This window comes from Salinivibrio sp. PR5, assembly GCF_001996085.1.
GTDB classification, from domain to species: domain Bacteria; phylum Pseudomonadota; class Gammaproteobacteria; order Enterobacterales; family Vibrionaceae; genus Salinivibrio; species Salinivibrio proteolyticus.
In genome coordinates this window covers 262284-286941 of sequence record NZ_MUFK01000001.1, presented here as the reverse complement: position 1 = coordinate 286941, position 24658 = coordinate 262284, and the positions used below count along the sequence as shown (strand labels likewise).

21 protein-coding genes are annotated in these 24658 nt (G+C 51.8%); 7 read left to right on the top strand and 14 right to left on the bottom strand.

Annotation, left to right across the window (positions count from 1 at the left end):
• Positions 1-6 precede the first annotated feature (6 nt).
• From folK to thpR, 6 genes are all read right to left on the bottom strand, one after another.
• Positions 7-498 (bottom strand): 2-amino-4-hydroxy-6-hydroxymethyldihydropteridine diphosphokinase, encoded by a 492-nt coding sequence (folK, locus tag BZG82_RS01280; RefSeq protein ID WP_069588415.1) that lies wholly within the window; start codon positions 496-498, stop codon positions 7-9.
• Positions 495-1853, bottom strand: coding sequence for a polynucleotide adenylyltransferase PcnB (pcnB, locus tag BZG82_RS01275; protein ID WP_069588471.1), 1359 nt, complete (start codon positions 1851-1853; stop codon positions 495-497). The genes folK and pcnB overlap by 4 nt, the downstream gene beginning before the upstream one ends.
• A gap of 103 nt (positions 1854-1956) precedes the next feature.
• Complete coding sequence (gluQRS, locus tag BZG82_RS01270; RefSeq protein ID WP_077478977.1) at positions 1957-2841, bottom strand: tRNA glutamyl-Q(34) synthetase GluQRS; 885 nt, start codon at positions 2839-2841, stop codon at positions 1957-1959.
• Between the two features lie 166 nt (positions 2842-3007).
• Positions 3008-3457, bottom strand: a complete 450-nt coding sequence (gene dksA / locus BZG82_RS01265; protein ID WP_069586438.1) for an RNA polymerase-binding protein DksA — start codon at positions 3455-3457, stop codon at positions 3008-3010.
• A 124-nt stretch (positions 3458-3581) separates the two neighbouring features.
• Positions 3582-4304, bottom strand: coding sequence for a DNA/RNA nuclease SfsA (gene sfsA, locus BZG82_RS01260; protein ID WP_077764990.1), 723 nt, complete (start codon positions 4302-4304; stop codon positions 3582-3584).
• Positions 4305-4306: 2 nt separating this feature from the next.
• Positions 4307-4864 carry an RNA 2',3'-cyclic phosphodiesterase gene (thpR, locus tag BZG82_RS01255; RefSeq protein ID WP_077764989.1) on the bottom strand — a complete coding sequence of 186 codons (558 nt, stop codon included), beginning with the start codon at positions 4862-4864 and terminating at the stop codon, positions 4307-4309.
• Between the two features lie 65 nt (positions 4865-4929).
• On the opposite strand from thpR, the gene hrpB reads away from it, so the two are divergent.
• Together hrpB and mrcB are read left to right on the top strand one after the other, a co-directional pair.
• On the top strand, positions 4930-7383 hold the full coding sequence (gene hrpB / locus BZG82_RS01250) for an ATP-dependent helicase HrpB (protein WP_077764988.1): 2454 nt from the start codon (positions 4930-4932) through the stop codon (positions 7381-7383).
• A gap of 8 nt (positions 7384-7391) precedes the next feature.
• On the top strand, positions 7392-9725 hold the full coding sequence (gene mrcB / locus BZG82_RS01245) for a penicillin-binding protein 1B (RefSeq protein ID WP_077764987.1): 2334 nt from the start codon (positions 7392-7394) through the stop codon (positions 9723-9725).
• 82 nt (positions 9726-9807) lie between these two features.
• Here mrcB and BZG82_RS01240 read toward each other — a convergent pair whose 3' ends face one another.
• From BZG82_RS01240 to BZG82_RS01225, 4 genes are all read right to left on the bottom strand, one after another.
• Entirely contained in the window at positions 9808-10578 is a 771-nt protein-coding gene (locus BZG82_RS01240; protein ID WP_069586433.1) for an ABC transporter permease, read from the bottom strand.
• Positions 10575-11498 (bottom strand): ABC transporter ATP-binding protein, encoded by a 924-nt coding sequence (locus BZG82_RS01235; protein ID WP_077764986.1) that lies wholly within the window; start codon positions 11496-11498, stop codon positions 10575-10577. The genes BZG82_RS01240 and BZG82_RS01235 overlap by 4 nt, the downstream gene beginning before the upstream one ends.
• A gap of 15 nt (positions 11499-11513) precedes the next feature.
• The gene (locus tag BZG82_RS01230) at positions 11514-13166 is read right to left on the bottom strand and encodes a SulP family inorganic anion transporter (protein ID WP_069586431.1); all 1653 of its coding nucleotides are present in this window, start codon (positions 13164-13166) and stop codon (positions 11514-11516) included.
• Between the two features lie 284 nt (positions 13167-13450).
• Positions 13451-15106, bottom strand: a complete 1656-nt coding sequence (locus BZG82_RS01225) for a SulP family inorganic anion transporter (protein ID WP_077662327.1) — start codon at positions 15104-15106, stop codon at positions 13451-13453.
• Positions 15107-15319: 213 nt separating this feature from the next.
• Here BZG82_RS01225 and can point away from each other — a divergent pair, with 213 nt between their 5' ends.
• The 4 genes from can (at position 15320) to secF (ending at position 19255) form a co-directional block, all read left to right on the top strand.
• Positions 15320-15994 (top strand): carbonate dehydratase, encoded by a 675-nt coding sequence (can, locus tag BZG82_RS01220; RefSeq protein WP_077455333.1) that lies wholly within the window; start codon positions 15320-15322, stop codon positions 15992-15994.
• A 90-nt stretch (positions 15995-16084) separates the two neighbouring features.
• On the top strand, positions 16085-16462 hold the full coding sequence (locus BZG82_RS01215; RefSeq protein WP_077478970.1) for a hypothetical protein: 378 nt from the start codon (positions 16085-16087) through the stop codon (positions 16460-16462).
• A gap of 105 nt (positions 16463-16567) precedes the next feature.
• Positions 16568-18346, top strand: a complete 1779-nt coding sequence (gene secD, locus BZG82_RS01210; RefSeq protein ID WP_108742939.1) for a protein translocase subunit SecD — start codon at positions 16568-16570, stop codon at positions 18344-18346.
• Between the two features lie 12 nt (positions 18347-18358).
• Positions 18359-19255 (top strand): protein translocase subunit SecF, encoded by an 897-nt coding sequence (gene secF, locus BZG82_RS01205; protein WP_077764985.1) that lies wholly within the window; start codon positions 18359-18361, stop codon positions 19253-19255.
• Positions 19256-19356: 101 nt separating this feature from the next.
• Here the strand turns inward: secF and hpt are convergent, their stop codons facing one another.
• Positions 19357-19887 carry a hypoxanthine phosphoribosyltransferase gene (gene hpt, locus BZG82_RS01200; protein ID WP_069586425.1) on the bottom strand — a complete coding sequence of 177 codons (531 nt, stop codon included), beginning with the start codon at positions 19885-19887 and terminating at the stop codon, positions 19357-19359.
• Positions 19888-20234: 347 nt separating this feature from the next.
• Here hpt and BZG82_RS01195 point away from each other — a divergent pair, with 347 nt between their 5' ends.
• Positions 20235-20843 (top strand): TetR/AcrR family transcriptional regulator, encoded by a 609-nt coding sequence (locus tag BZG82_RS01195; RefSeq protein WP_077764984.1) that lies wholly within the window; start codon positions 20235-20237, stop codon positions 20841-20843.
• A gap of 48 nt (positions 20844-20891) precedes the next feature.
• Here BZG82_RS01195 and BZG82_RS01190 read toward each other — a convergent pair whose 3' ends face one another.
• From BZG82_RS01190 to BZG82_RS01180, 3 genes are all read right to left on the bottom strand, one after another.
• The gene (locus BZG82_RS01190; RefSeq protein WP_077764983.1) at positions 20892-21938 is read right to left on the bottom strand and encodes an ABC transporter ATP-binding protein; all 1047 of its coding nucleotides are present in this window, start codon (positions 21936-21938) and stop codon (positions 20892-20894) included.
• The gene (locus BZG82_RS01185; RefSeq protein WP_077478966.1) at positions 21935-23566 is read right to left on the bottom strand and encodes an ABC transporter permease; all 1632 of its coding nucleotides are present in this window, start codon (positions 23564-23566) and stop codon (positions 21935-21937) included. The genes BZG82_RS01190 and BZG82_RS01185 overlap by 4 nt, the downstream gene beginning before the upstream one ends.
• Positions 23567-23628: 62 nt before the next feature.
• Complete coding sequence (locus BZG82_RS01180) at positions 23629-24645, bottom strand: Fe(3+) ABC transporter substrate-binding protein (RefSeq protein ID WP_077455341.1); 1017 nt, start codon at positions 24643-24645, stop codon at positions 23629-23631.
• Positions 24646-24658 lie beyond the last annotated feature (13 nt).

Below are 24658 nucleotides of genomic sequence, written 5' to 3'. Positions count from 1 at the left end.
CACCGATTAAGCGTGATCGCTAATACGGGTTAAACCATTACGATCGACGCGCGTCAGGCTCGCGGCGAGGGTGCTGCCGTCGGGCAAGCACAAGTCGGGGGCAATGTCGGCAAGTGGATAAAGCACGAATTCGCGCACTTTCATGCCGTAGTGTGGCACCGTCAGTCGCGGATGATCGATGACGCGATTGCCATAGAGCAAAATGTCGAGATCCAAGGTTCTTGGTCCCCAGCGTTCTGCTTTGCGTTCCCTGCCATAATCAAGCTCAATTGCTTGCGTTGCATCCAATAGTGTCAAAGGGTCAAGGTGGGTGTCCAGCGCAATCACCGCGTTAATATAATCCGGCTGATCCGCTGGCCCCATAGGTTTACTCGTGTAAAGCGGAGATGCCGCAACAAACTGACTTTGCGGCAATTGCTTTAAGGCAGCAATCGCTTGGTTCGCCTTTTCTATCGGGTTCCCCAAGTTACTACCAATGGCGATATACACACGATTCATGACGATGAATTCGATTGTGGTTTACGTCGTCGTGGCGCTTGCTTACGACGGCGAGGCTTACGAGTGTTACTGACTTTATTAATGGCGCGGACCATTTTCTGTCGGCCACCTTGGTCGGCACGTTGGAAATCGCGCCACCATGCACCAAGCACCTCAGTATCTCCGCCTTCAACCGCACCACGCATTTCTAACAAATCAAATGCCGCACGGAATTTGGATTCGTCAAGCAATTTAAAGGCGCGAGCCCCTGTGCGACGCGTCATGCGCATTTGCAGTTGCCAGATTTCTCGTACCATTGCCGTGAAACGTCGCGGAATCGCCACAGTTTTCACTTGCTCGTCAAGGATGTCGTTAGCGGCCACCATAAAGGCATCGTAATAACTTAAGCCACTTTCGAAAGTCATCTCCTCAGCACGTGTTACCACGGGATACCAAAGCATGGCCGCAAACAAAAAGGCCGGGTTAATCCGTTGACTGTTGGCGATCCGTTTATCCGTGGAGCTTAAGACCTGCTCAAGCATTTGTTCGGTTTGACTGGTGTGCTCTTCGGTAAAGTGCGCCGCAACCGCAGGGAAAAGCTGTTCGAAGAGATGATACTCTCGCAACATTTTATAGGTTGCCAAGCCTTGACCTGCTTGTAACAGTTTCAGACTTTCTTCAAACATGCGCGCCGACGGGATTTCTTGTAGCAACGGGGCCAAGGTTTCAATCGGTGCTGCGGTAGCTGGATTGATGGTCATATCGAGCTTGACGGCAAAGCGTACCGCTCGCAACATCCGCACCGGATCTTCGCGATAGCGCGTTTCAGGATCACCAATCAAACGAATAATTCGATTGTTCAGGTCGTCCACACCACCGGCGTAATCACGAATCGAAAAATCAGCGATGTTGTAATACAGCGCGTTAACGGTGAAATCGCGACGTTGTGCATCTTCATCAATGCTGCCATAGACATTGTCTCTTAGCAGCATGCCGTCTTCTGAACGCGCCGTGTGCTTACTTTTCTTTGGATCAGTGTGATGACCTCGAAAGGTCGCCACTTCAATCACATCGCGGCCGAACAGAATATGGGCAAGACGAAATCGCCGTCCGACAAGGCGGCAGTTTCGGAATAACTTACGCACTTCATCTGGCGTGGCATTGGTGGCGATATCAAAGTCTTTGGGGTCACGCCCCAAGAGTAAATCACGCACACCGCCACCGACGAGGTACGCCTCATAGCCCGCTTTATGCAGGCGATAGAGCACTTTCAGCGCATTTTCGCTGATACCTTTTCGCGAAATGCCATGTGCTTTGCGGGGGATAACTTCCAACTTAAGATCCTCTATTGCTCGTGATTTATTATCACGATTCAGAACCTTACGGCAAAAGCTGGTCACTCGATTAAAGATAGCTCACCTCGTCATTTACAGTTCGGGCCATGAAACAGCGGCATATAATATATCAGGGTGGGAAATTTTAGAATGCTGTCTTTACCTCTGTTTCCCGTGGCAGGGTGGCTATTGACCATCTTTTTACCGCTTCTGCCAATAATTCTCCCGGTTTCGCCGAGCGCCAATCTGGAGAAAATGGCATTCCCAAAAACGCTAATGCGGCGAGTAACGCTGGCATTGGGTCGGCGCGATTAATCGCGGGAGCATGATTCTGCTTAGATAACTTGTTCCCATCGGCATTGACTGCCAAGGGCAAGTGTAGATAGCGTGGTGCCACCTTACCCAGCTTTTGATACAAGGCAATATGACGCCCTGTGGGCATAATTAAATCCGCGCCGCGCACCACATCAGTAATGCCTTGGTCAATATCATCCAAGACCACCGCGAGATTATAGGCATACAGACCATCACGCCGTTTGATAATAAAGTCTTCACTGGCAAGTGCCGCATCCATGTCTAGCGTACCGTGAAGCCGGTCCTCAAAAGCGAGAATCGCAGCCGGACTTTTCAAGCGTACCGCCGCTTGCTCTGGCCCCTGATGCTTTTCTCGGCATGTCCCTAAATAGATCCCACCTGCCGCTTTAATTTGTTTACGTGTGCACGTGCAATAGTACGCCTCGCCCGAGGCTAACCACGCATCAATCTGCGCTTGGTAATCAAGCAAGTGATCACTTTGATACCGCACCGCACCATCCCAATGCAGTCCATAGGCTTCGAGTGTTTGCAAAATATCACTCGCCGCCCCTGCAACCTCTCGCGGCGGATCAATATCTTCGATTCTCACCAGCCATTGTCCATCGTGAGCGCGTGCATCTAAGTAGGAGCCTAATGCCGCGACCAAAGAGCCAAAATGCAAAGGACCAGACGGTGAAGGCGCAAAGCGGCCAATATAGTGCGTGTGCGAGGTCATGATAAGCGGGCAATCAAGGGCATAAGCCTGGTGGCAACAAGGAATAGCGCAAATTGTACGGGGATATAGCCTGAACACAAGCATACCAAGACACAAAAAGGGAGCCGAAGCTCCCTTTTATCCAATTGAGTATACCGCCAATTCACTGCATTGGCTGTCGGGGCAATTAGCCCGCCATTTGCTTTTCTTTAAGCTCAGCAAGCGTTTTGCAGTCGATACATAGCTCGGCGGTCGGACGCGCTTCAAGGCGACGAATACCGATTTCCACACCGCACGAGTCACAAAAACCGAAGTCATCGTCTTCAATGCGTTGTAGGGTTTTGTCGATTTTTTTGATCAACTTGCGCTCACGATCGCGGTTACGCAGCTCCAAACTGAACTCCTCTTCCTGCGCCGCTCGGTCAACAGGATCGGGAAAGTTTGCCGCTTCGTCTTTCATATGGTTAACCGTACGATCGACTTCTTCCCTGAGCTGATTACGCCACGCGTTGAGGATTTTACGGAAATGCTCGAGCTGTGGCTCGCCCATATATTCCTCACCAGGCTTCTCCTGGTATGGCTCTAATCCGGCAATGGCCAGGATGCCCAGCGATTTCTTTTCTTTGCTTTCTGGCATTCAGCTTCTCCTAAAAACACCTTGACATGACCCGTGTCAGTCAAATGAGGGCGCTATCTATATCAGAAAGCCTATAGGGTGGCAATCTTTGATTTACGCCCTGCTACGCCCAGTGTGAACATGTCTACACTTTTGCTGTATTCGCAACAAAAGGTACGGAATTAACCAGTATTAGCTCACTTGGCGACAACTCAGCTTGGTAACAAATTACTTCCACACCCGCCGCCACCGCGTCATTTAATAACTGATTATAGTCCGCGTCGATATGGGGGGCACCGGTGACTTTTTCAATCCCTGAATGCAAAACAGCAAACAGTAATACGGCACGATGGCCTTGTTCGACCATTGAAATCAGTTCACGCAGATGCTTTTGCCCTCGGGTTGATACCGCATCTGGGAAGGCTCCCCAGCCATCCTCCTCTAATAAGGTGACACTCTTTACTTCTATATAGCAGTCCGTTTTGTCATCGTCACGTAATAGAAGGTCTATGCGACTGTTTTCGCTGCCATAGCGTACTTCTGTCTGTAATTGTGTATAGCCGGCTAGTTCAGGAATACGCCCAGCCTCAATCGCCTCAACCACTAAGGTGTTAGCGCGGGCCGTATTGACACAAATCCAGTGGCCTTGCTGAGTGTAATTGAGCTCCCAGCTATGCGGATATTTACGCTTTGCATTGTCCGACGTGGAGTACCACACGGTATCGCCGGGAGTTGCACACCCCGTCATAGCGCCTGTATTGGCACAATGCATCGTCAAGGTATCGCCATTGGCCAGCGTGACATCGGTTAAAAAGCGTTTATAACGGCGCACTAAGGTCGCCGACTGGAGTGGTGGTGAAAACAGCATGCTCAATTCCTGCTAGTAAGATCAAACGCGTGTAAGCATTGGTATAAGGCTCTCCCCTCACTATCACGCTGACCATGTGTGGCTGGATGAGAAGGCGAAGCGTAGAGACCAAAGCGTTGGCAAGTAAATGTTAGCGACGGTAGCGGCGGTCCGTCCAAACCTTGAACGGTTTTAACCCCTCGACGTAACGTGATGTGAGGAGTAAACGCATGACTATCACGCTGTGCTGGCCAAGCTGCTAACTGGCTTAAGCGATGGGCCAGATCGCACAACATAGCGGGCGGCGTCGCGACGGTGGCACAAGCGATGTTTGGCCCTGACCAGACGGCTAATTGTGATAATGTCAGGGAGAATGAGGAGAGACGAATAGCGTTGGCCTCTTCACACAACGCTGGTAACACCGCCTCCGGCACGTCCCCTAAAAACGCTAGCGTGAGGTGCAAGTTGGCGTCAGGCACGGCGCGCCCTTCCCCCGATAGCTGATTTTTATAGTCAGCCAGCGCCTCTCTGGCAGCAAGGTTCACGCTCTCATTCAAGCCCAGCGCGAAAAATACTCGCATGGGGTCTCCTTTTGCGTCTGGTTCGTTAAAATAGCTGCTTTGATTCTGACACAAAGGGCAAACGCTTGTCTCAGCTTCCGATTGATGCCGTGATTCCGCCGTTAATTGACGGCTTGCGCCAGTATCCACAAATCATTTTGTCGGCACCACCGGGCGCCGGTAAGTCAACGCGCCTGCCACTCGCACTGCTCGAACGCACCGCCTTAACCGGCAAAATCCTACTCCTTGAACCAAGACGTTTAGCTGCGCGAAACATCGCTGCTTTTTTAGCGCAACAGTTAAATGAACCAGTTGGACAAACCGTGGGGCTGAGAATGCGTGGCCACACACAAGTCAGTGCCAACACCCGCTTAGAAGTAGTTACCGAAGGTGTCCTGACGCGCTTACTGCAACAAGACCCCATGCTGGAAGACGTAAGCCTGATCCTGTTCGATGAGTTTCACGAGCGCAGTTTACACGCCGATCTAGCGCTGGCCCTAAGCCTCGACAGCCAAGCGGGCCTGCGCGAAGACTTACGTTTAATTGTGATGTCAGCGACCTTAGACAATCACGCCTTATGTCAATGTCTGCCTGACGCATTGGTACTCGCTACCGAAGGGCGCAGCTTTCCAATTCACTATCACTATCAGCCAATCGCTCGCCGTGACCAGTGGGAAAGTGCGGTCGCACGCGCTAGTCTCGACTTTATCCGACAACACTCAGGCTCGGCACTGATGTTTTTGCCCGGGATGCAGGCAATACGCCGCGTCCATCAAGCGCTACAAAACACGCTCCCCGACGACATGGATTTACATCTGCTTCACGGTAGCCTCGACTTTTCAGCGCAGCAAGCGGCTATCGCACCTGCACCCAAGGGAAGGAGAAAGTTGGTACTGACCACCAATATTGCAGAAACCAGTTTGACGATTGATGGGGTCCAGCTGGTCATTGATACGGGTCTTGAACGTTTGGTGACCCACCACGCGCAGACGGGTATCGATAAGCTCGTCACTCGGCATATTGCGCGCAGCTCTGCAGTACAGCGCGCAGGACGGGCCGGACGACTCAGCGAGGGACATTGCTTACGTCTTTATAGTGAGGAGCAATTCCAGCGCCTGCCAGCGGCCCCTGATGCACCGATTCTGCGCGAAGACTTAACCGACTTGGCGCTTAATGTGATCCAATGGGGCTGTGACGTCCAAGATTTACACTGGCTTGACGCGCCCCCCGCGAAACATTGGCAAGCTGCCTGCCAAAGGCTGACACAATTGGGCCTAACGGATACACGACAGACATTCACCGCGCTCGGGCAACGGGCTAGCCAATTGGCCGCCCAACCTCGCGCTGCAGCGATGCTCGCACGCGTGGAAACGGCCGCCACATCGGTGCAATCGACCGCTTGCTGGTTAGCCGCTTGGGTGGATAAACCGGTCAGAGGAAACGGATCATTATCGCTTATCGATCAGGTCCGCGCCGCGATGTCATCGCGAGAGCATCAATCACGGGCCAAGTCGCTGGCTCACGCACTTGGCATCCGTTTGACCCACTCGCTCGATGAGCAGGCATTGCCGTTATTGGCCGCTTTCGTTTGGCCAGATCGCATTGCGCAATCACGTGGGCAATCGGGGCGCTTTGTGATGGCAAATGGTCACGGCGTCACACTCGACAGCCAAGATCCCCAGAGCCATGCCGACACGCTGGTGATCTGTGATGTAATGGCCAGTGAGCGTAGCGATAGCCGGGCCTACTGCGCCATTGCGTTATCCCTGACGACCTTGAGTGAGGCTCGTCCCGATCTGTTTACACACCGAGAAGTGATCGCGTGGGATGAACAGCGTGGCACGCTACGTGCAGAAAAACAGCAGTGTTTGGGGGAGCTGGTGCTTAACCGCCAACCGCTTGATACGCTTACCGCGGAGCAGAAAGTGCAAGGGTTGCTTGATGCGGTTCGTCAAAAAGGCCTTCAGGCATTGAATTGGCAGCCAGAAAGTCAGTCCTTACTCACACGGGCGCGCTGCGCAAAGGCGTGGGGACTCGACATTAGGTTACCGCCTTTAAGCGATGCGGACTTGCTTAACACCCTCGATACATGGCTTGCGCCGTTTATGCACGGCCTATCGCGTTGGCAAGCACTTAAACAGTTAGATCTAAAACCAGTACTCGAAGCTTGGTTTGGGTATGAGACGACGCAACAGCTTAACGCCGCCTTACCCACTCACCTAACGGTGCCGACTGGCTCTCGCTATCGATTACGCTACGAGTCTAACAAGGCACCGGTTTTGGCGGTGAAGATGCAAGAGATGTACGGACAAGCGCAAACACCGACGCTTGCCAATGGTAAGGTAGCGGTCCAGCTAGAACTCTTGTCCCCTGCCGGACGACCGTTACAAATAACCCAAGACTTAGCGGGCTTTTGGCAAGGGGCCTATAAAGAGGTGCAAAAAGAAATGAAGGGACGCTACCCTAAACACCTTTGGCCGGATGACCCAGCCAATCATGTGCCCACACGCAAAACGAAACGCCATTTTAACCAGAGTTAACCGATTGTATGGCTAATAAAAAAACACGCACTAGCACTAAGAAACGCACCGCGCCGACCCGTCGCACTAAAAAGGCGACCGCCAAGCCAAGCTGGACCAAGCGCTTGCTTGCCTTCGGCTTTAAATGCAGTTTGGTCGGTATAGCGGCTATCGTTATCCTCGGTATTTACTTAGATGGCAAAATCCAAGACAAGTTTAATGGTCAAATTTGGCAGCTCCCGGGCGTTGTCTATGGCCGTGTGATTAGCCTGTCACCGGGGAGCGATTTTTCCTTGGTTCAGTTGCGCCAGCAGCTAGATGCACTCAACTACCAAAAAGTGCGTACCCCCAAGCGCCCCGGTGAATACTCAGCGTCGCAGACACGGTTAGAAATCATCCGCCGTCCGTTCGACTTTGAAGACGGTCCGGCCACCGCTCGGCACGCCATGCTAAGCTTTAACGGCAACCAAGTGACCAAAATCACCGAGGTAAGCAGCAACCAACCGCTAGGGCTGTTGCGTATCGAACCCAAGTTATTGGGGATGATGGAGTCTGGGATCCACGAACAGCGTTTATTTTTACCCCGGGAGCGCTTTCCTGAATTTCTGGTAGAAGCCCTGATCACAACCGAAGACCGCGACTTTTACCACCACGAGGGGGTCTCTCCAACGGGGATATTGCGAGCCTTGGTGGCCAATATTCGTGCAGGTCGCACTGTACAAGGTGGCTCAACCCTCACCCAACAGCTCGCCAAAAACCTGTTCCTAACCCGTGACCGCACCTTGTGGCGAAAAGTCCAAGAGGCCTACATGGCACTGTTGCTCGATTTTCGCTACAGCAAAGACAAAATCCTCGAGGCTTACCTCAATGAAGTGTATCTCGGTCAAAACCGCGGTGAACCTGTGCATGGATTTCCATTGGGCGCCAGACTCTACTTTGGACGTCCCATCAACGAGCTGCGCGTTGACCAACTTGCGTTGTTGGTTGGCATGGTCAAGGGGCCGTCTTATTACAACCCGTTCCGTCATCCCGAGCGCGCGAAAACTCGTCGCGATCTCGTTTTACGGTTAATGATGGAGCAAAACCTACTCACCAGCGCAGACTGTGATGCGGCCGCCAGCCGCCCGCTAGATATTCAAAACACGCCCTCGCTGGCACGCCCCCAACCGGCTTACTTTGATCAGCTCAAAGAAGAAATTCGTCAAAAGGTCGGCGACAAATACGCTGCTGGTGCTGGCCTGCGCATATTCACCACCCTCGATCCTGTCTCTCAACAGGCCATCGAACGAGCGGTGACCACTAAGGTCAAAGCATTAAAACGACGGGCCGGTAACCAACTGGAAGCCGCAGCAGTGATTGCCGACCGTCGCAGTGGCGAAGTTCGCGCCATGGTCGGCGGCGCAAAGCCCGGTTTCGCCGGATTTAACCGCGCCCTGAACGCAAAACGCCCAATTGGGTCATTGGCCAAACCGGCGGTGTATCTTGCGGCATTAAGCCATCCGACCCGTTTTCAGCTTAACAGCGACATTGACGACAAACCCATTCGTCTTGAGGGCAGTCAAGGCAGCAGTTGGCAACCGCGGAACTATGACCGTCAATACCGAGGCAGTGTGTCTTTGCTCACGGCACTGGCCAAGTCGTATAACGTGCCCACGGTGAATCTCGGCATGCAACTGGGATTAGGTGAAGTGATTGACACCTTTGGCAAGCTGGGCGCGAATACCGATGCCATTCCACGTGTGCCATCCGTGCTGCTTGGTACATTTAGCATGAGTCCATTTGATGTTACTCAGATGTATCAAACCCTCGGCAGTGCTGGTCAGCGCGCGCCTCTCACCGCACTGCGGGCTGTGACCACCAAAGAAGGCCATAGTCTTTATCGCAACTGGCCCAAAGCGGAGCGTGTGGTACCAGAGCAAGCCGGTTGGTTAACCTTATATGCGATGAAACAAGTCGTTCAACAAGGAACGGGCCGCTACTTGCAGCAACATCATGGCCAGTTTGCGCTCGCCGGTAAGACAGGTACAACCGACGACAACCGTGATAGCTGGTTTGTTGGCATGGATGATAAGGAAGTCACCACTATTTGGTTGGGCCGCGATGACAACCAATCAACGGGACTGACCGGTGCATCAGGGGCGTTGCGTGTCTATGACGATTACCTCACGCGCCGCGGTGCGAGCAACCTCAGCGTCGCGTGGCCTGCACAAGTCACCACCGTCACGGTGCAGCATAACGCGAGTCGCTATCAACTGGACTGTTACGGTAACCAAAAACTCCCTATGTGGGATCCGAGTGGTGAGTTGGCGAAACGGTGTGATAAACCAGACCCAGTCGGATGGCTGAAAGGCTTGTTTAACTAAACCAAAAAGCCCCAGTTTGAATAGCTGGGGCTTTTTTAACGATCAATCAGATAGCTTCATCTTAGCCATGATTAACCCTCGCTTAGCTGCGCAATCCGGTGCCTCGAGAAATTAATCCCCATGCCAAGGCATACAGCCCCGCAATAAACAGCAGTAAGACGCCAAACGAGGTGGTAATCCCCACATCCGAGACACCCAAAAAGCCGTAACGGAAGGCGTTAACCATATACACAATAGGGTTCAGTTTGGACACGCCCTGCCAAAACTCTGGTAACAGTGATAGCGAGTAAAAGACCCCGCCTAAATAGGTCAATGGCGTGAGGACAAAGGTTGGGATTAAGCTTATATCGTCGAAGGTTTTGGCGAAGATCGCATTGATTAATCCCCCCAGCGCAAACACCGCCGACGTCAGTACCACGGTCGTAATAACAATCAGAGGGTGCGCGATTTGCAAGTCGACAAAAAAGAGCGACGTCATGGTCACCAAGGCCCCCACAGCCAAGCCGCGACACATGCCACCACCAATGTAGCCGGCAATGATCACATAGTTTGGAATCGGCGCGACCAACAACTCCTCAATATTATGTTGGAACTTGGCACTAAAGAAGGACGATGCCACATTCGAGTAAGAGTTGGTGATCACCGACATCATGATAAGCCCGGGCACGATGTACTCCATGTAAGTGAAGCCTTCCATCTCACCAATTCGAGAGCCAATCAGGTTACCGAAAATAATAAAATAGAGGCTCATGGTAATCGCTGGCGGCACCAAGGTCTGTACCCAAATACGCGTAAAGCGGACCACTTCTTTGTGGATAAGGGTACGAAAAGCGACCCAATACAAGGCATTCATGCGTGGCCCTCCCCGTTTTGCTGAATCAAGGTGACAAACAACTCCTCAAGACGATTCGCCTTGTTTCGCATCGACAGCACTTGCACACCTTGTTGCGACAACTGTTCAAATACCGGCGTCAGCCCGACTGATTTATTCACCTCCACTTCAAGGGTGTTAGAGTCGGTTTTTTGCCAATTCACGCCCTCTAAGGTGCTGAGCTTATGTCCAGGCTGCAAATCAAGAATGAAGGTTTCCGCGTCCAACTTGGCAAGCAGTGCTTTCATGGACGTGTCTTCCACCAGCTCACCCCGATTGATGATACCGATGTTTCGACACAGCATCTCCGCTTCTTCGAGATAGTGGGTGGTCAAAATAATGGTGATCCCTTGGCGGTTTATCTCACTGAGAAAGTCCCACATCGAGCGACGCAGTTCGATATCCACCCCAGCTGTCGGCTCGTCCAAGATCAATAGGCGAGGCTCGTGCATTAACGCGCGGGCGATCATCAAACGACGCTTCATCCCACCCGATAAGTTCCGTGCCGGCTCATGGCGTTTATCCCACAAGTCGAGCTGAGAGAGGTATTTTTTCGCACGCTCTTTGGCCTGAGCACGCGGCACACCGTAGTATCCAGCTTGGTTCACCACAATCTGCTGCACTTTTTCAAACTGGTTAAAGTTAAACTCTTGCGGCACAAGGCCAATTTGCTTTTTGGCTTCCACCTTTTGCGTGTCTAAGTCGTAGCCAAAAATGCTCACCTGACCTTGGGTCTTGTTGACCAGTGAGCTCAAGATGCCAATGGTGGTCGATTTTCCCGCCCCATTAGGCCCCAATAGCGCATAAAAATCGCCCTCCTCCACGGAGAGCGATACCCCTTTAAGCGCCTTGACATTGGACCCGTACGTTTTCACCAGGTCCTTAATTTCGATTGCTTTCATAAGCTCCCGTTACGTTTAAGCCATGACTTCGGTCACTTTGTGCGCGGCGCGTAATGCGTCATAACGGCTATCAAAGGTGTGATCGTCAGTGAGCCAATTTTTTACATGCAAGCGCTCCAATTGGTCCCGTGTTTTTTGGTGGGGACAGAGCAAAAAGACTTGGCAATTGACGTCTAACGCATCTTTGATGGCATTTTCCAGCGCGAGACCGACAGTCATATCAATCATGGGCACGTCGCTAAGGTCGAGGATCATGACATCAAATTCCTCAATTTTGCTATGTTGACGTGCAATCGCTTTTGAGACACTGAATATCATTGGGCCTGAGAGGTAGAAAAACAACACTTTTCCGTTCGCGCTGTCTAATAAGGCACGCTCCATATCGTTAAGCGGTACATCGTCCTCATCAGCATCACTGATCGCTTTCACCTGCTTTTCTTGCTCTCGGCTCAGGTGTTCAATCGCGATAATATTGGCGATAAACACCCCAACGCCAACTGCGACAATCAAGTCCACCAGGACGGTCAGCACCATCACACCATACATGATCACGGTTTGATGCAAACTGACTTTATGCGCACGCTGAATGAAGGTGCGGTCGAGAATATTAAAACCGACATAAATAGCGATACCCGCCAATACCGCCATCGGAATGGGCTCGGTCAGAAAGCCGGCGACTAAGATGACCGCCGCGAGCAAGAGTGCACGGATAATGGCCGACAACGGAGAGCGTCCCCCCACCTGCACATTGACGACCGTCCCCATGGTACCGCCAGCCCCTGGTAACGCGCCGAATAACCCAGCAACCATATTCGCTAACCCTTGGCCGCGTAACTCTTTGTCCGAGTCATGTTCCTCGCGAGTGAGTGAATCGGCAATCACCGCTGACAATAAGGTATCAATACAGCCTAAGGTCCCGAGAACCAAGGCATCGACCATCATGGTGGTGAGCATTTCACTGTTAAATTGAGGCAACACCAAGGTTGGCAGCCCGGTTGGGATCTCACCAATCCGGCGAATCGCCGCCAAATCAAACCATGCAATCGACAGTAAGGTGACCACAACGAGCGCAACCAGCTGCACCGGCATATAGCGCCGATAACGCTGTGGAAAGGAGAACAAAATACCCAATGTCACCAGTCCCAACAGTAATTCGCTTTGCTGAGTGTGAGCGATCAGATCGGGAAGACTTTTGAGCGTGCCTAACACCCCGCCATCAGGCGTGGCTTGGCCCAGTAAGGGTGGCAGTTGGAGAATAATCAGGATAACGCCAATCCCCGACATAAAACCGGAGATCACGCTGTAGGGCATTAAGGTCACGTACTTGCCCAGCTTGAGCGTTCCCAATATCACTTGGAACAGGCCCGCCATCATCACCACGGTAAAGCCCATTGCCATGCCGCCCTCAGGATAGCGCGACACCATGGTAGTGAGCACCGCGGTCATAATCACCGTCATCGGCCCAGTTGGCTCAGAGATAAGCGTTGAAGAGCCACCAAATAAAGCAGCAAACAAGCCCACTAAAATGGCGCCCCACATTCCGGCTTCCGCCCCCGCCCCTGACGCTACCCCGAACGCCAGCGAGAGGGGCAAAGAGATAACCGCCGTGGTGACGCCCCCAAACAGGTCCCCTTTGAGGGTCCAGTTTTTGAATCGTTCGAATTTCAAAACCTTTGATCCTTTCAAGTCGTATGCAGTTTCACGGCCATGACGGCTTTACTCACTGGCACGGGACTCACCCGGTGCGCGGGCGCCAGTATATAGGAATGTGTGTAAGATCAAATCAGGTAGGAAAACACGTGGTCAAGTTTCAAGCAAATGATTCGAAATGCGTAGAAATGTGGCAAATTTAAAATAAAAGCGTTGTAAAATAAGGTTTGCCAAAAACTTAGCATCGCTAAAGAATCGCGAAAAGCGCGACATCACCCGCAAGGTCACGTCGCGCTATAAGGTTATGGCATCACTTCAACTAATCGGTTGGCCGCTTCAAGCGCCGGCTTACGTGTGGTGAAAATGTGTGCATCACGGACCCAATCACCTATGTGTAAGCGCTGCAATTGCTCACGCGTTTCGTCATGCGGGCATAGTAAAAACACCGTACAGTTCGCTTCTCGTGCATCTTTAATCGCGTTTTCGAGCGCCAGCCCAACGGTCATATCCAGCATAGGCACATCACTTAAGTCCAAAATCATCACACGGAACTCATTGATATGCGCATGTTGACGCGCAATGGCTTTAGAAACGCTGAAAATCATGGGCCCGGATAAATAGAAGAACAGTACTTGTCCATTACTGGCATCTAAAAGGGCACGCTCCTCATCATTCAGCGGTACCTCGTCATCCTCGGCATCACTGATTGCGCGCACTTGTTTCGCTTGCTCGCGACTGAGTCGTTCTATTACCAGTAAGTTAGCGATAAAGACCCCTAATCCCACCGCCACGATTAAGTCAACGAACACAGTCAGTGCCATCACGCCATACATGATCCCCGTCTGCTGCAAACTGATTTTGTGGGCGCGATGCAAAAAGCTCCAATCTAAGATATTAAAGCCAACATACAAGGCGATGCCCGCCAATACTGCCATCGGGATGGGCGCGGTCAACGCGCCGGCCACCAACACCACCGCAGCCAGAATAAGCGCCCGCAAAATGCCCGATAGCGGCGAACGCGCCCCCACTTGGACATTGACTACAGTGCCCATGGTAGCCCCTGCGCCGGGCAAGGCGCCAAATAGCCCTGCGATCATATTGGCAATGCCTTGTCCGCGCAGCTCACGATCCGAGTCATGCTCTTGTCTGGTCAGCGAGTCCGCAATCACGGCGGTTAACAGGGTATCAATACAGCCGAGCGTCCCGAGTACCAGTGCATCAATGACCATGGCGGTAAAATGCTCGGGGGTGATATGAGGGATCACGAGCGACGGCAGGCCGGTTGGGATCTCACCAATTCGACGAATGCTGTCCGTATCAAAGAGTACCACCGACACCAAGGTAATACTGACAAGTGCCACCAGTTGCGCGGGAATGAAACGGCGGTACTTAGCGGGAAAGTAAAACAAAATCCCCAGCGTGAGCGCGCCGAGAAAGACTTCTTTAATGTCGGCATTAACCAGTAAATCCGGCAAGGCTTTTAAGGTACCGAGGACACCACCCGATGGCGCAGCTTGCCCTAATAACGGCGCAAGTTGGAGCAGAATCAATATCACGCCAATACCCGACATAAACCCAGAAACAACACTGTAGGGCATTAAGGTCACGTACTTACCCAAGCGCAAACTGCCAATCAGTACTTGGAACGCGCCGGCCATCATCACCACGGTAAAGCCCATTGCCAAGCCGCCTTCCGGGTAGCGCGCCATCATGGCAGTTAATACCGCCGTCATGATCACCGTCATCGGGCCGGTCGGCTCTGAGATCAGGGTGGACGAGCCACCAAACAGCGATGCAAAAAGCCCAACTAAGATGGCTCCCCAAAGTCCAGCTTCTGCACCGGCGCCTGAGGCGACACCAAAGGCTAACGCCAAAGGCAATGAAATAATAGCAGTCGTCACGCCGCCGAATAGATCGCCCTTTAATGACAGTTGTGCAAATCGTCCTTTATCAAACACGCACTACCTCTACTGCGGTTAAGATCATCATGGAGCGGACAGTATACGAATTTTCTCGCATTAACCTATCCGAGCAGTCGATCGCACCGTTAACAGCGTGATCCCTCGAGCGTCATAAATGTAAAAAGATGTGAATATTGATCTCAGTATATTTCACGGCGTAACAGTGAGGTATAGTGGCAATTGATATGTTTGCCAAAAGACACGTTGCCCATGGCCAAAATCAAAGCTTTATTTGCTAACAACAAAGCATGGTCGCAAGATATTCGCGACAGTAACCCCCAGTTTTTTGCCAACTTGGCCCAAGAACAACATCCTGAATACCTCTGGATTGGCTGTGCTGATAGCCGCGTACCCGCCGAGCGCCTGACAGGATTAGACTCGGGTGAGTTGTTTGTTCACCGCAATGTCGCCAATCAAGTGATTCACACCGATCTCAATTGTTTATCCGTGGTGCAGTACGCCGTCGATGTCCTACAGATCAAGCACATTATTGTCTGTGGGCATTATGGATGTGGCGGTGTCCACGCGGCTATTGATAACCCAGAGCTTGGTCTGATCAATAACTGGTTACTCCATATTCGCGATTTGTACCTCAAACACAAACATTATCTCGGCTGCCTGCCACCCCAAGAACGCGGTAATCGCCTGTGCGAAATTAATGTGGCTGAGCAAGTGTATCATTTGGGCAATTCCACCATTTTGCGTGCGGCCTGGGAGCGCGGCCAAGACGTGAAAGTACATGGTTGGTTCTACAACACCACCGACGGTATTTTGCGCGATTTAGGCATGACCGCAGATAGCCGCGAGTCGCTGGAAGTGAACTACCAAGCGGCGATGAGTCATCTAGTGCCCGACTCTGCCGCGCCGGTTTGTTGTGAGAATTGACACAGTGCTGACACAGTCACACTTGTGATCGCGACTTAATCGTCGTACAACACCGCCATGACTCCGATCGCGCACGCTTCATCATCAACAATGCACCGCTCTCCGCTCACCATGTGGCTGATGGCGGGCATGATGCTGTTTGCGGTGCTGGTCAATGTGGCAGCGCAAGCACAGGTTTCACCGTTTCGCTCCAGCAGCCAAGTCCATGCCCTTCAGCAAACTCCGGCGCTCGTTTCTACCGCGAGAGCCAGTGTTGCCTTGCCTGCGGCATTGCCTGATGACGATACCCAACCGCCACATTTAGTCGCGATTCTTCCTCCCCCGCACATTCGCCTTGCTTGGCACCTGATTGCCTTTTTGTGCGCACTTGGGGTGTGCCTGCCACGCCAGTATCTTGCTTTTTCGCTCCCCCGTCTTGGTGGCTGGCGAGAACACAACCTGCAATATCGCTTTATTCATTCGCGTTAATCGTTCGCTTTCCTAAAGGCCGTCGCGCCTTTCCCCCAATCACAATATCGAGCTGGCGCTTGGTATTAGGTTTTGCTGTGCGTGATGCACAGCCAAGGAGAACGAATGAATAAATTATCCCCCGTTAATCGCTATTCTTTATGGCACTACGCCGCATTAGTCCTGATGTTGATCGTCCTGACCGTGCAGGCGTTACCAAGCTTTTTTGGCGACCACCCAGTGGTGAGCGTGTCGCATCACTCCCATCAGGGACTACAAAACTGGCTTAAAGCCCATCCTGAGGCCGTGAGTGAAGTGCGTTATGACTCGCAAGGGACGGTTACCTTAATCACGCCCGATATTAGCCAGCAACAGAACGTACAACAGCAATTAAAAGGCACTCTAGGACCCGACGCGGAAATCACCCTCGATTATTTATCCGCAGCACCCACATGGCTGTCGCGCCTCGGCGCCGAGCCGGTAAAACTTGGGCTCGATCTACGCGGCGGTGTGCAATTGTTGCTTTGGGTTGATACCGACCAAGCACTCGCTCATCAAGCCGAGGCGTTAGTGCAAGGCCTCAACCTTTGGTTAGACAGTCAGCACTTACCCGCTAACGCCACGGTCAACACCAAAGATAACACCACGGTGCAATTGCCGATGCTCAGTGCCAGCGATCGCAGCAAAGCCAGCGCTTGGTTTACCGAGCATTATCCGCAATGGCGATTCAATAGCGCCGCAAATGGCTGGCAGATGACAGATACCGAGCAAGACGCGATGAGTCATCAAGCTGTGCGTCAGAATATCGATATTCTGCGCAAACGTATCGACGCTTTAGGCGTGGCTGAGGCGAGTGTACAACGTCAGGGTAAAGACTACATTCGTATCGAACTGCCCGGGGTGCACGATCCTAAGCAAGCCAAAAATGTCATTGGCGCGACAGCCTCACTCGCGTTCTATGCCCTCGATGCCACAAGCCCGAAACGCCTGTATGACGCACAGCACAATGTGGTGCCGTTAGCACGTCACGCCATTTTGGGTGGGGAACACATTATTGATGCGCGTACCAGCGTTGATGAAATGCGTCGTCCACAAGTTGATATTCGCTTGGATGGCCCCGGTGGCGAGACCATGTTGGCCTTTACCCGACGTCACTTGGGCGATCCCATGGCCACTGTGTACCGTGAGTATCAAGCCAATGAGCAGGGTGATCTGGTTGCCAATGAACGGGTGATCAACGTCGCGACAATTCAAAGTGCGCTCAGCGATCGATTCCGGATCACGGGCCTGTCGAGCCCAGAAGAAGCCCGTAACCTCTCGATGTTGCTGCGCGCTGGCGCACTCACCGCGCCAATTAAAATCGTCGAAGAACGCGCGATTGGTCCGACCTTGGGCGCCGATAATATCAAGGCAGGATTTTCTGCACTGGCCGTTGGCATGATAGGTATGGCTATCTTTATGATGCTTTGGTATCGCCGCTTCGGCTGGGTCGCGATTGTCTCACTGGTTGCCAACTTGATGATGCAAGTCGGCCTACTCGCGCTGCTGCCCGGTGCAGTGTTGACCCTACCGGGCATCGCCGGCTTAGTGTTAACCGTGGGCATGGCGGTCGATACCAATGTGCTTATCTTTGAGCGTATTCGCGATCGCTTACGTGCTGGCGCAAGCCTAGCCAATGCCATTGATACGGGTTATCGAGCGGCCTTTAGCACCATCTTTGACGCCAATATCACCACCTTAATTTCCGCGGTCTGTTTGTATGCGGTCGGCTCAGGTCCATTACAAGGGTTTGCCACCACGCTAATTCTGGGATTATGCGCCAGCATGATCAGCGGCATTGTCGGCACGCGAGCCATCATCAACCCAATTTGGGGACGCGACCGCCGCCGCGCCGTGACTATTTAAGGAGCTACAGTCATGAAACTTACACAAGTCCGCTATACCAGCTTCGCGCTCTCGGGATTGCTCACCGTGATCAGTCTCTGGGCGATCGCGTATTATGGCCTAAACTTGGGCATCGACTTTACTGGCGGTATCGTAATTGATTTCGTCCTACCCAGCCTAGCGAGCAGTGATACGCTGATCGCTGCCCTGCACAATCAGTTTGGCGAGTTGGCAACACTCACGCCAAGCACCACTCATGGCCAGTGGCAGCTCATTTTACCTCATGCGTCTCAATGGCAAGATCCGCAACAGGTCATCGCACAAATCAGCAGCGCACTCGCCATGCCCGTTAACTTGGTTCAAGCGAACGTCGTCGGCCCTCAAGTGGGTCAGGTGCTATTTGAACAAGGGGGGTTGGCTCTGCTGGTTGCTTCGTTGGCTATCATGCTTTATTTGGCCATTCGTTTTGAATGGCGCCTTGCCTTGGCGGCAGTAGGGGCGTTGGTGCACGATGTGATCCTCACCTTGGGCCTGCTAGCGATACTGGCTGTGCCGATGGATCTCAATGTTATTGCCGGCCTTCTCGCCGTTATTGGTTACTCGCTCAATGACTCGATTGTGATCGGCGATCGGCTGCGCGATGTGCTCAGAGCCAAACCGAATCAATGTGTGTATATCAGCACCAATATTGCGGTCTGTGAGACTTTCTCGCGCACCTTGATCACCGCCGGCACCACACTATTTACCATCGGATGTTTGTTGGTATTAGGTGGCGATGCCTTGTATGGTTTTGCGCTGACGCTCTTTGTTGGCGTACTCACTGGCACTTGGTCATCGGTCGCGGTGGCATCTTGTCTACAAGAAATGCTGGGATTGTCTCCCGCGCATTATCAGCGCGCGCCGGCTCCCGAGCGAGAAGGTGCCTATTAACTTGCTATGAACATAAAAAAACCGAGCGTCTGCTCGGTTTTTTATGGCTTATCATCGCCTGACAGCCAAAGAGGCTCAGCGCTCAGAGAATACCGTCACGATTAATCGAGCGGTACCACTTTACCGATAAATGGCAAGTGGCGGTATTTCTGCGCGTAATCAATCCCTACGCCAACCACAAACTCGTCTGGGATAGTAAAGCCAAGCCAATCGACTTTTACATCCACTTCACGACGTTCTGGTTTATCAAGTAGGGTACAAATACGCACGGAATTGGGCTCTCTTAGCGATAGAATTTCGCACACTTTGCTAAGCGTATTACCCGTATCAATGATGTCTTCTACCAAAAGAATGTCTTTTCCTTTGATATCATCATCTAAGTCTTTGAGGATGCGCACGTCACGTGTGCTTTCCATGCTATTGCCATAACTTGATGCGGTCATAAAATCGACCGAGTGTGGCAAGTCAATGGCACGACATAAGTCAGCCATAAAGACGAACGAGCCTCGCAACAATCCAACCAATACTAGGTCTTTTGAGTCTTTATAATGCTCGTTGATCTCGGCGCCCAGGGCTTTTACTCGCGCCTGTACGTCCTGTTCTGAAATCATCACTTCAACGGTGTGTTTCATATCTGCCCCGATGGTTTCTCCCCACGTTTGCGGGGGTCAATAACAAAGGTGGCATAGTCTAGCACTAAATCGATTGCGGATCCCAATTCCACCGATTGACCTTAGCTTGTACCCTTACACTAGTTAACTATCACACTGATTGATAAGAAAAAATAATCCCTGCCTGTGTTTTTATTAATAGATGACTTTTTTTGCAGACAAAATTACCGATTTACGGCCCAGATCGGCCTTCCAGCCGTTGTCACGCCACAGAAAGCTGGTATAAACTCAACCCGCTAATTAAGAAAATTATTAGCACAAACAATAATTAATTTGTACAAACTAAATATAAGTTGGCAGGTTTTAGGATGGCTCAATCAAATGAAAGAACAAGGACGCGACTGTCACCAGAGAGACGCAAAGAGCAGTTGTTAACTTGTGGTTTGGATGTGTTTGCAAAACGGGGAATCGGTCGTGCCGGTCACGCTGATATTGCTGATATGGCGAATGTCTCTGTGGCAACCGTCTTCAATTACTTCCCGACCCGTGAAGATCTGGTCGAGGAAATTTTGGCCCAAACAGAAAAGCATTTCATTGCGTTAATCAATGATTGCACCCGCGATAGCCAATCAATGCGTGCATCGCTTAACTGCATTACCTCGCAGATTATCGATACCGCATTGGAAGACAAAGCATGGATGAAAGTCTGGTTTGAATGGAGTACATCGATTCGCGAAGACATTTGGCCACGCTTTGTAAAAGGCAGCCGCGATGCCCTCGAGCAATTTGTGCACGTGTTTGAGCGAGGCATGGCGCAAGGTGAACTCACTCACCGTCACCAACCTCGCGAGCTGGCGAGCATGCTTGCAGGGATTTGCTATGTGTTGTTTTTACAAGCGCACCAGCAACCCGATAAAGCAGCATTGAGCGAAATGGCACAAAAGTACATCGATGTACTGTGTCAGCAAGGCGCTTAAATTGCGCGCCGATGACGAAAAGCCAACCTCGCGGTTGGCTTTTTTCGTTTAAGCATCAATAAAGCTGGGTCCATCGTTAAATAACACCGGCTCATGAGGGCGAATAGTGAGACTTACCGTATCCCCCACCGATAATGGCTCTCGTGCATGCACCGACAATTTTTGACCGTGAATATCAATGGTGTAACGGCTGCTGTCACCCATAAATTGCTGAGACAATACCTGCCCCTCGCCTTGCGCATCCGCTCGGATACTCAAAAATTGCGGGCGAAGCAACCACCAATGTGGACCGGGGTGACAATGCACTGGCCGCGGCCAAGGTCCCAGCGGTGTCTGCATTTGATCTTGCGCCGACACAGTCACTGGAACATAAGAGCCTTGCCCCAAGAAATCGGCCACAAATCGGCTTTTCGGCTGATAATACACCTCAGTCGTATCCCCAAATTGCTCGATAATCCCTTGGTTCATCACCGCTAATTTGTCCGCAAACGCAAAGGCTTCCTCCCGGCTATGCGTGACCAAAATCGCCGTCACACCCTGTGATTTAAAGATCCGGCGGATCTCTTCAATCAAGTCATGACGCACTTGGGTATCAATATTGGAAAACGGCTCGTCCAACAGCAATAGATCAGGCTCATAAGCCAGCGCACGCGCAATCGCAACTCGTTGTTGTTGACCACCGGATAACTGGTGCGGATAGCGCTCGCCCAGCCCTTCAAGGCGCACGAGCTTGAGCATATCAGCCACTTTTTCATTACGCTCAGACGCGGCCAGTGAGGTGAGACCAAAGCCGATATTCTCGGCAACAGTCAAGTGTGGAAACAACGCATAATCTTGAAAAATCATACCAATATTGCGCTGCTCAGGCGGCACCGAATGCTGGCCATCTTCCATGATGTTACACCCAATCGACAGCGTGCCCGCGCTAAGAGGGATTAACCCAGCCATGGCTTTCAACAAGGTGGTCTTGCCGCAGCCACTGGCGCCGAGCAAACACACAATCTCACCCGGTGCGACTTGCAAAGACAAATCTTTGAGTACTGGCGTGCCGTTATAACTGCAGGTCAGGTTTTCTATCGACAGGGCGCACTTCATTGGTATTTCTGCTCCAGCGAACGGTTAATCAAAATAAGCGGTATCAGCCCCACCGCCACCAGCAAAATGGCAGGTAAGGCCGCGTATTCGAGGTGCTCATCCGAGGTAAAGTTGTACACGTAAGTCGCAAGGGTTTCGAAGTTAAACGGACGCAGTAAAATCGCCGCATTCAACTCTTTCATCGACTCGATAAAGACCAACAGCATCGCAATTAAAGTCCCCCGACGAATTAAGGGGAGATGAACACGACGAATCACGCCGCTGGTCGTGCATCCCATAGTACGCGCCGCCATGTCGAGTGATGGCGGTATTTTTGCCATGCTAGACTCAATACTGCCGATCGCCACCGCACTGAAACGCACCACAAAGGCAGTGAGCAAGGCAAACATGGTGCCAGAAAGCACCAAACCGGGGCGTCCCCAGTCATACGCCTTGGCGATGTCATTGATCAGGTGATCGCCTCGAGTTAATACCAGCATCACCCCAATCGCTAACACCGTGCCCGGCACCGCATACCCCATAGAGGCGAGACGCATGGGCGCGACACTCAAACCATGACCGCGTAAGCGGCGATACACATTGACTGTCCATGCAATGCCGACCGCAACCACAGCCGCAAGGCTGGAGGTATAAAAGCTGTTGTAGCTAAAGGTGAGAAAATCGTCGATGGCATTTTGCGCATAGTAGTGCCACGCATAAATGATCAGTTGAAGCAGCGGCAATATAAACGCCAGCGATAGCAAGCCCCAACACCAGACAACCACGCCCACTTTCTTCCAACCGAACAGGGGAGTTTTCTCTATCGCATCACTGCTCGATGACGGCGTAAATTGCGCTTGCTTACGTCGTCCATAGCGCTCGGCACTGATCAATACAAAAATGGCCACCAGCATAATGGCAGAAATCTTAGCCGCCGCCGTTAAGCTTGAGTAACCCAACCAAGTATCATATACCGCGGTGGTTAATGTACTCACGGCAAAATAGTTAACCGTACCAAAATCCCCCAGCGCTTCCATTGCCACCAGCGATGCCCCGACGGCAATGGCTGGACGAGCCAAAGGCAGGGAGATACGGCGAAAACTTTGCAGTGGCGAGCATCCCAACAGACGCGCAGAATGCGTCAAGGTGACACTTTGCTCCATAAACGCGGCGCGAGTCAGCAGGTAGATATACGGGTACAGCACCAATGCCAGCACAAAACACGCCCCCGGTAAGGTCCGCATATCTGGAAACCAGTAATCATTAACACTTTGCCACTCAAACCAATGGCGCAGCAGGCGCTGTAACGGCCCCGCGTAATCAAACCAATCGGTGTAGATGTAACCGATGATATAACCGGGCATGGCTAATGGCAGTACCATCGCCCATTGCAAATGTCGGCTGCCCGGCACTTGATACATAGCAAGCATCCAAGCCGTCGGCACGCCTAATGCAATCGCAATAACCACGACCCCCACCACCAATAAGCTGGTATTGAGCGTATACGTCGGCAAAACGGTCTCAAACAGATGGGAGAAAATATCATCTGTATCACCGATTGCGGTGTAGAAGATTGCCAAGATCGGCAAAACCAGCAGCAGGGCTAGGCCCCAACTGCTGGTTTTAATAACGGGTAATCTGTCTTGCATAGCCTACAACATTCAGGCGTCAGAGAAAGACAACCGGGGTGCCACGCACCCCGTGTAGAGGCTTACAGATCGAACTGGACTTCATCCAGTAGCTTCACTGATTTGCTGTAGTTATCAGCAATGGCCTCTAGCGGCATAGGATCGTGCTTATACTCGCCCCACGATGCCACTAGCTCAGACTTTTCTACGCCAGGTTTCACTGGCTCTTCAAAGTTCACTTCAGCATACATGTGCTGCGCTTTGTCTGACGTTAGGAATTCCATGAGTTTAAGAGCGTTTTCTTTATTCGGCGCATACTTCGCCATCGCCATACCGCTCACATTCACTTGGGTGCCGTGCGCATTTTGGCCAGGATAGTTAATATATACCGCTTCCGCCCACGCTTTTTGTTCTTCGTCGTTCAGCATCTTACCAAGGTAGTAGCTGTTCCCCAAAGAAACGTCACACAAGCCTTCTTTAATCGCTTTGACTTGTGCACGATCATTCCCTTGAGGTTTACGCGCCAAGTTCGCTTTCACCCCTTTCAGCCATTCTTTAGCGGTAGCTTCACCGTGATTTTCGATGATGGCAGACACCAAAGACACATTGTAAGGGTGTTTGCCTGAACGGGTGCAAATCTTGCCTTTCCATTCAGGTTTTGCCAAGTCGAGATAATCAAAATCATCACCCAGTTTACCGACCCGCTCACGCGATGAGTAAACGGCGCGAGCACGAGTAGTTAACGCAACCCACTTATCTTCACTGTCACGGAACTGCTCAGGAACGTTTTGATCGATCACATCGCTTTGCACTGGCTGAACCACATCGTGATTAACCAAGTCTTTGAGGCGAGAAATATCGACGGTCAGCAATACATCTGCAGGACTGTATTCGCCTTCCTGCTTCACCTTCTCCGCCATACCTTGTTTAGCAAACTTCACGTTGACTTTGATGCCCGTCTCTTCAGTAAACGCATCGAACATAGGCTCAATCAAAAAAGGTTGACGATACGAGTAGACGTTCACTTCTTCAGCGGCAAAGGCGGCGCTCGTTCCTAATAAGCTAGCCGTAACAGCAGAGGCGATTAGCAGTTTTTTCATCGTAACAGTCCTT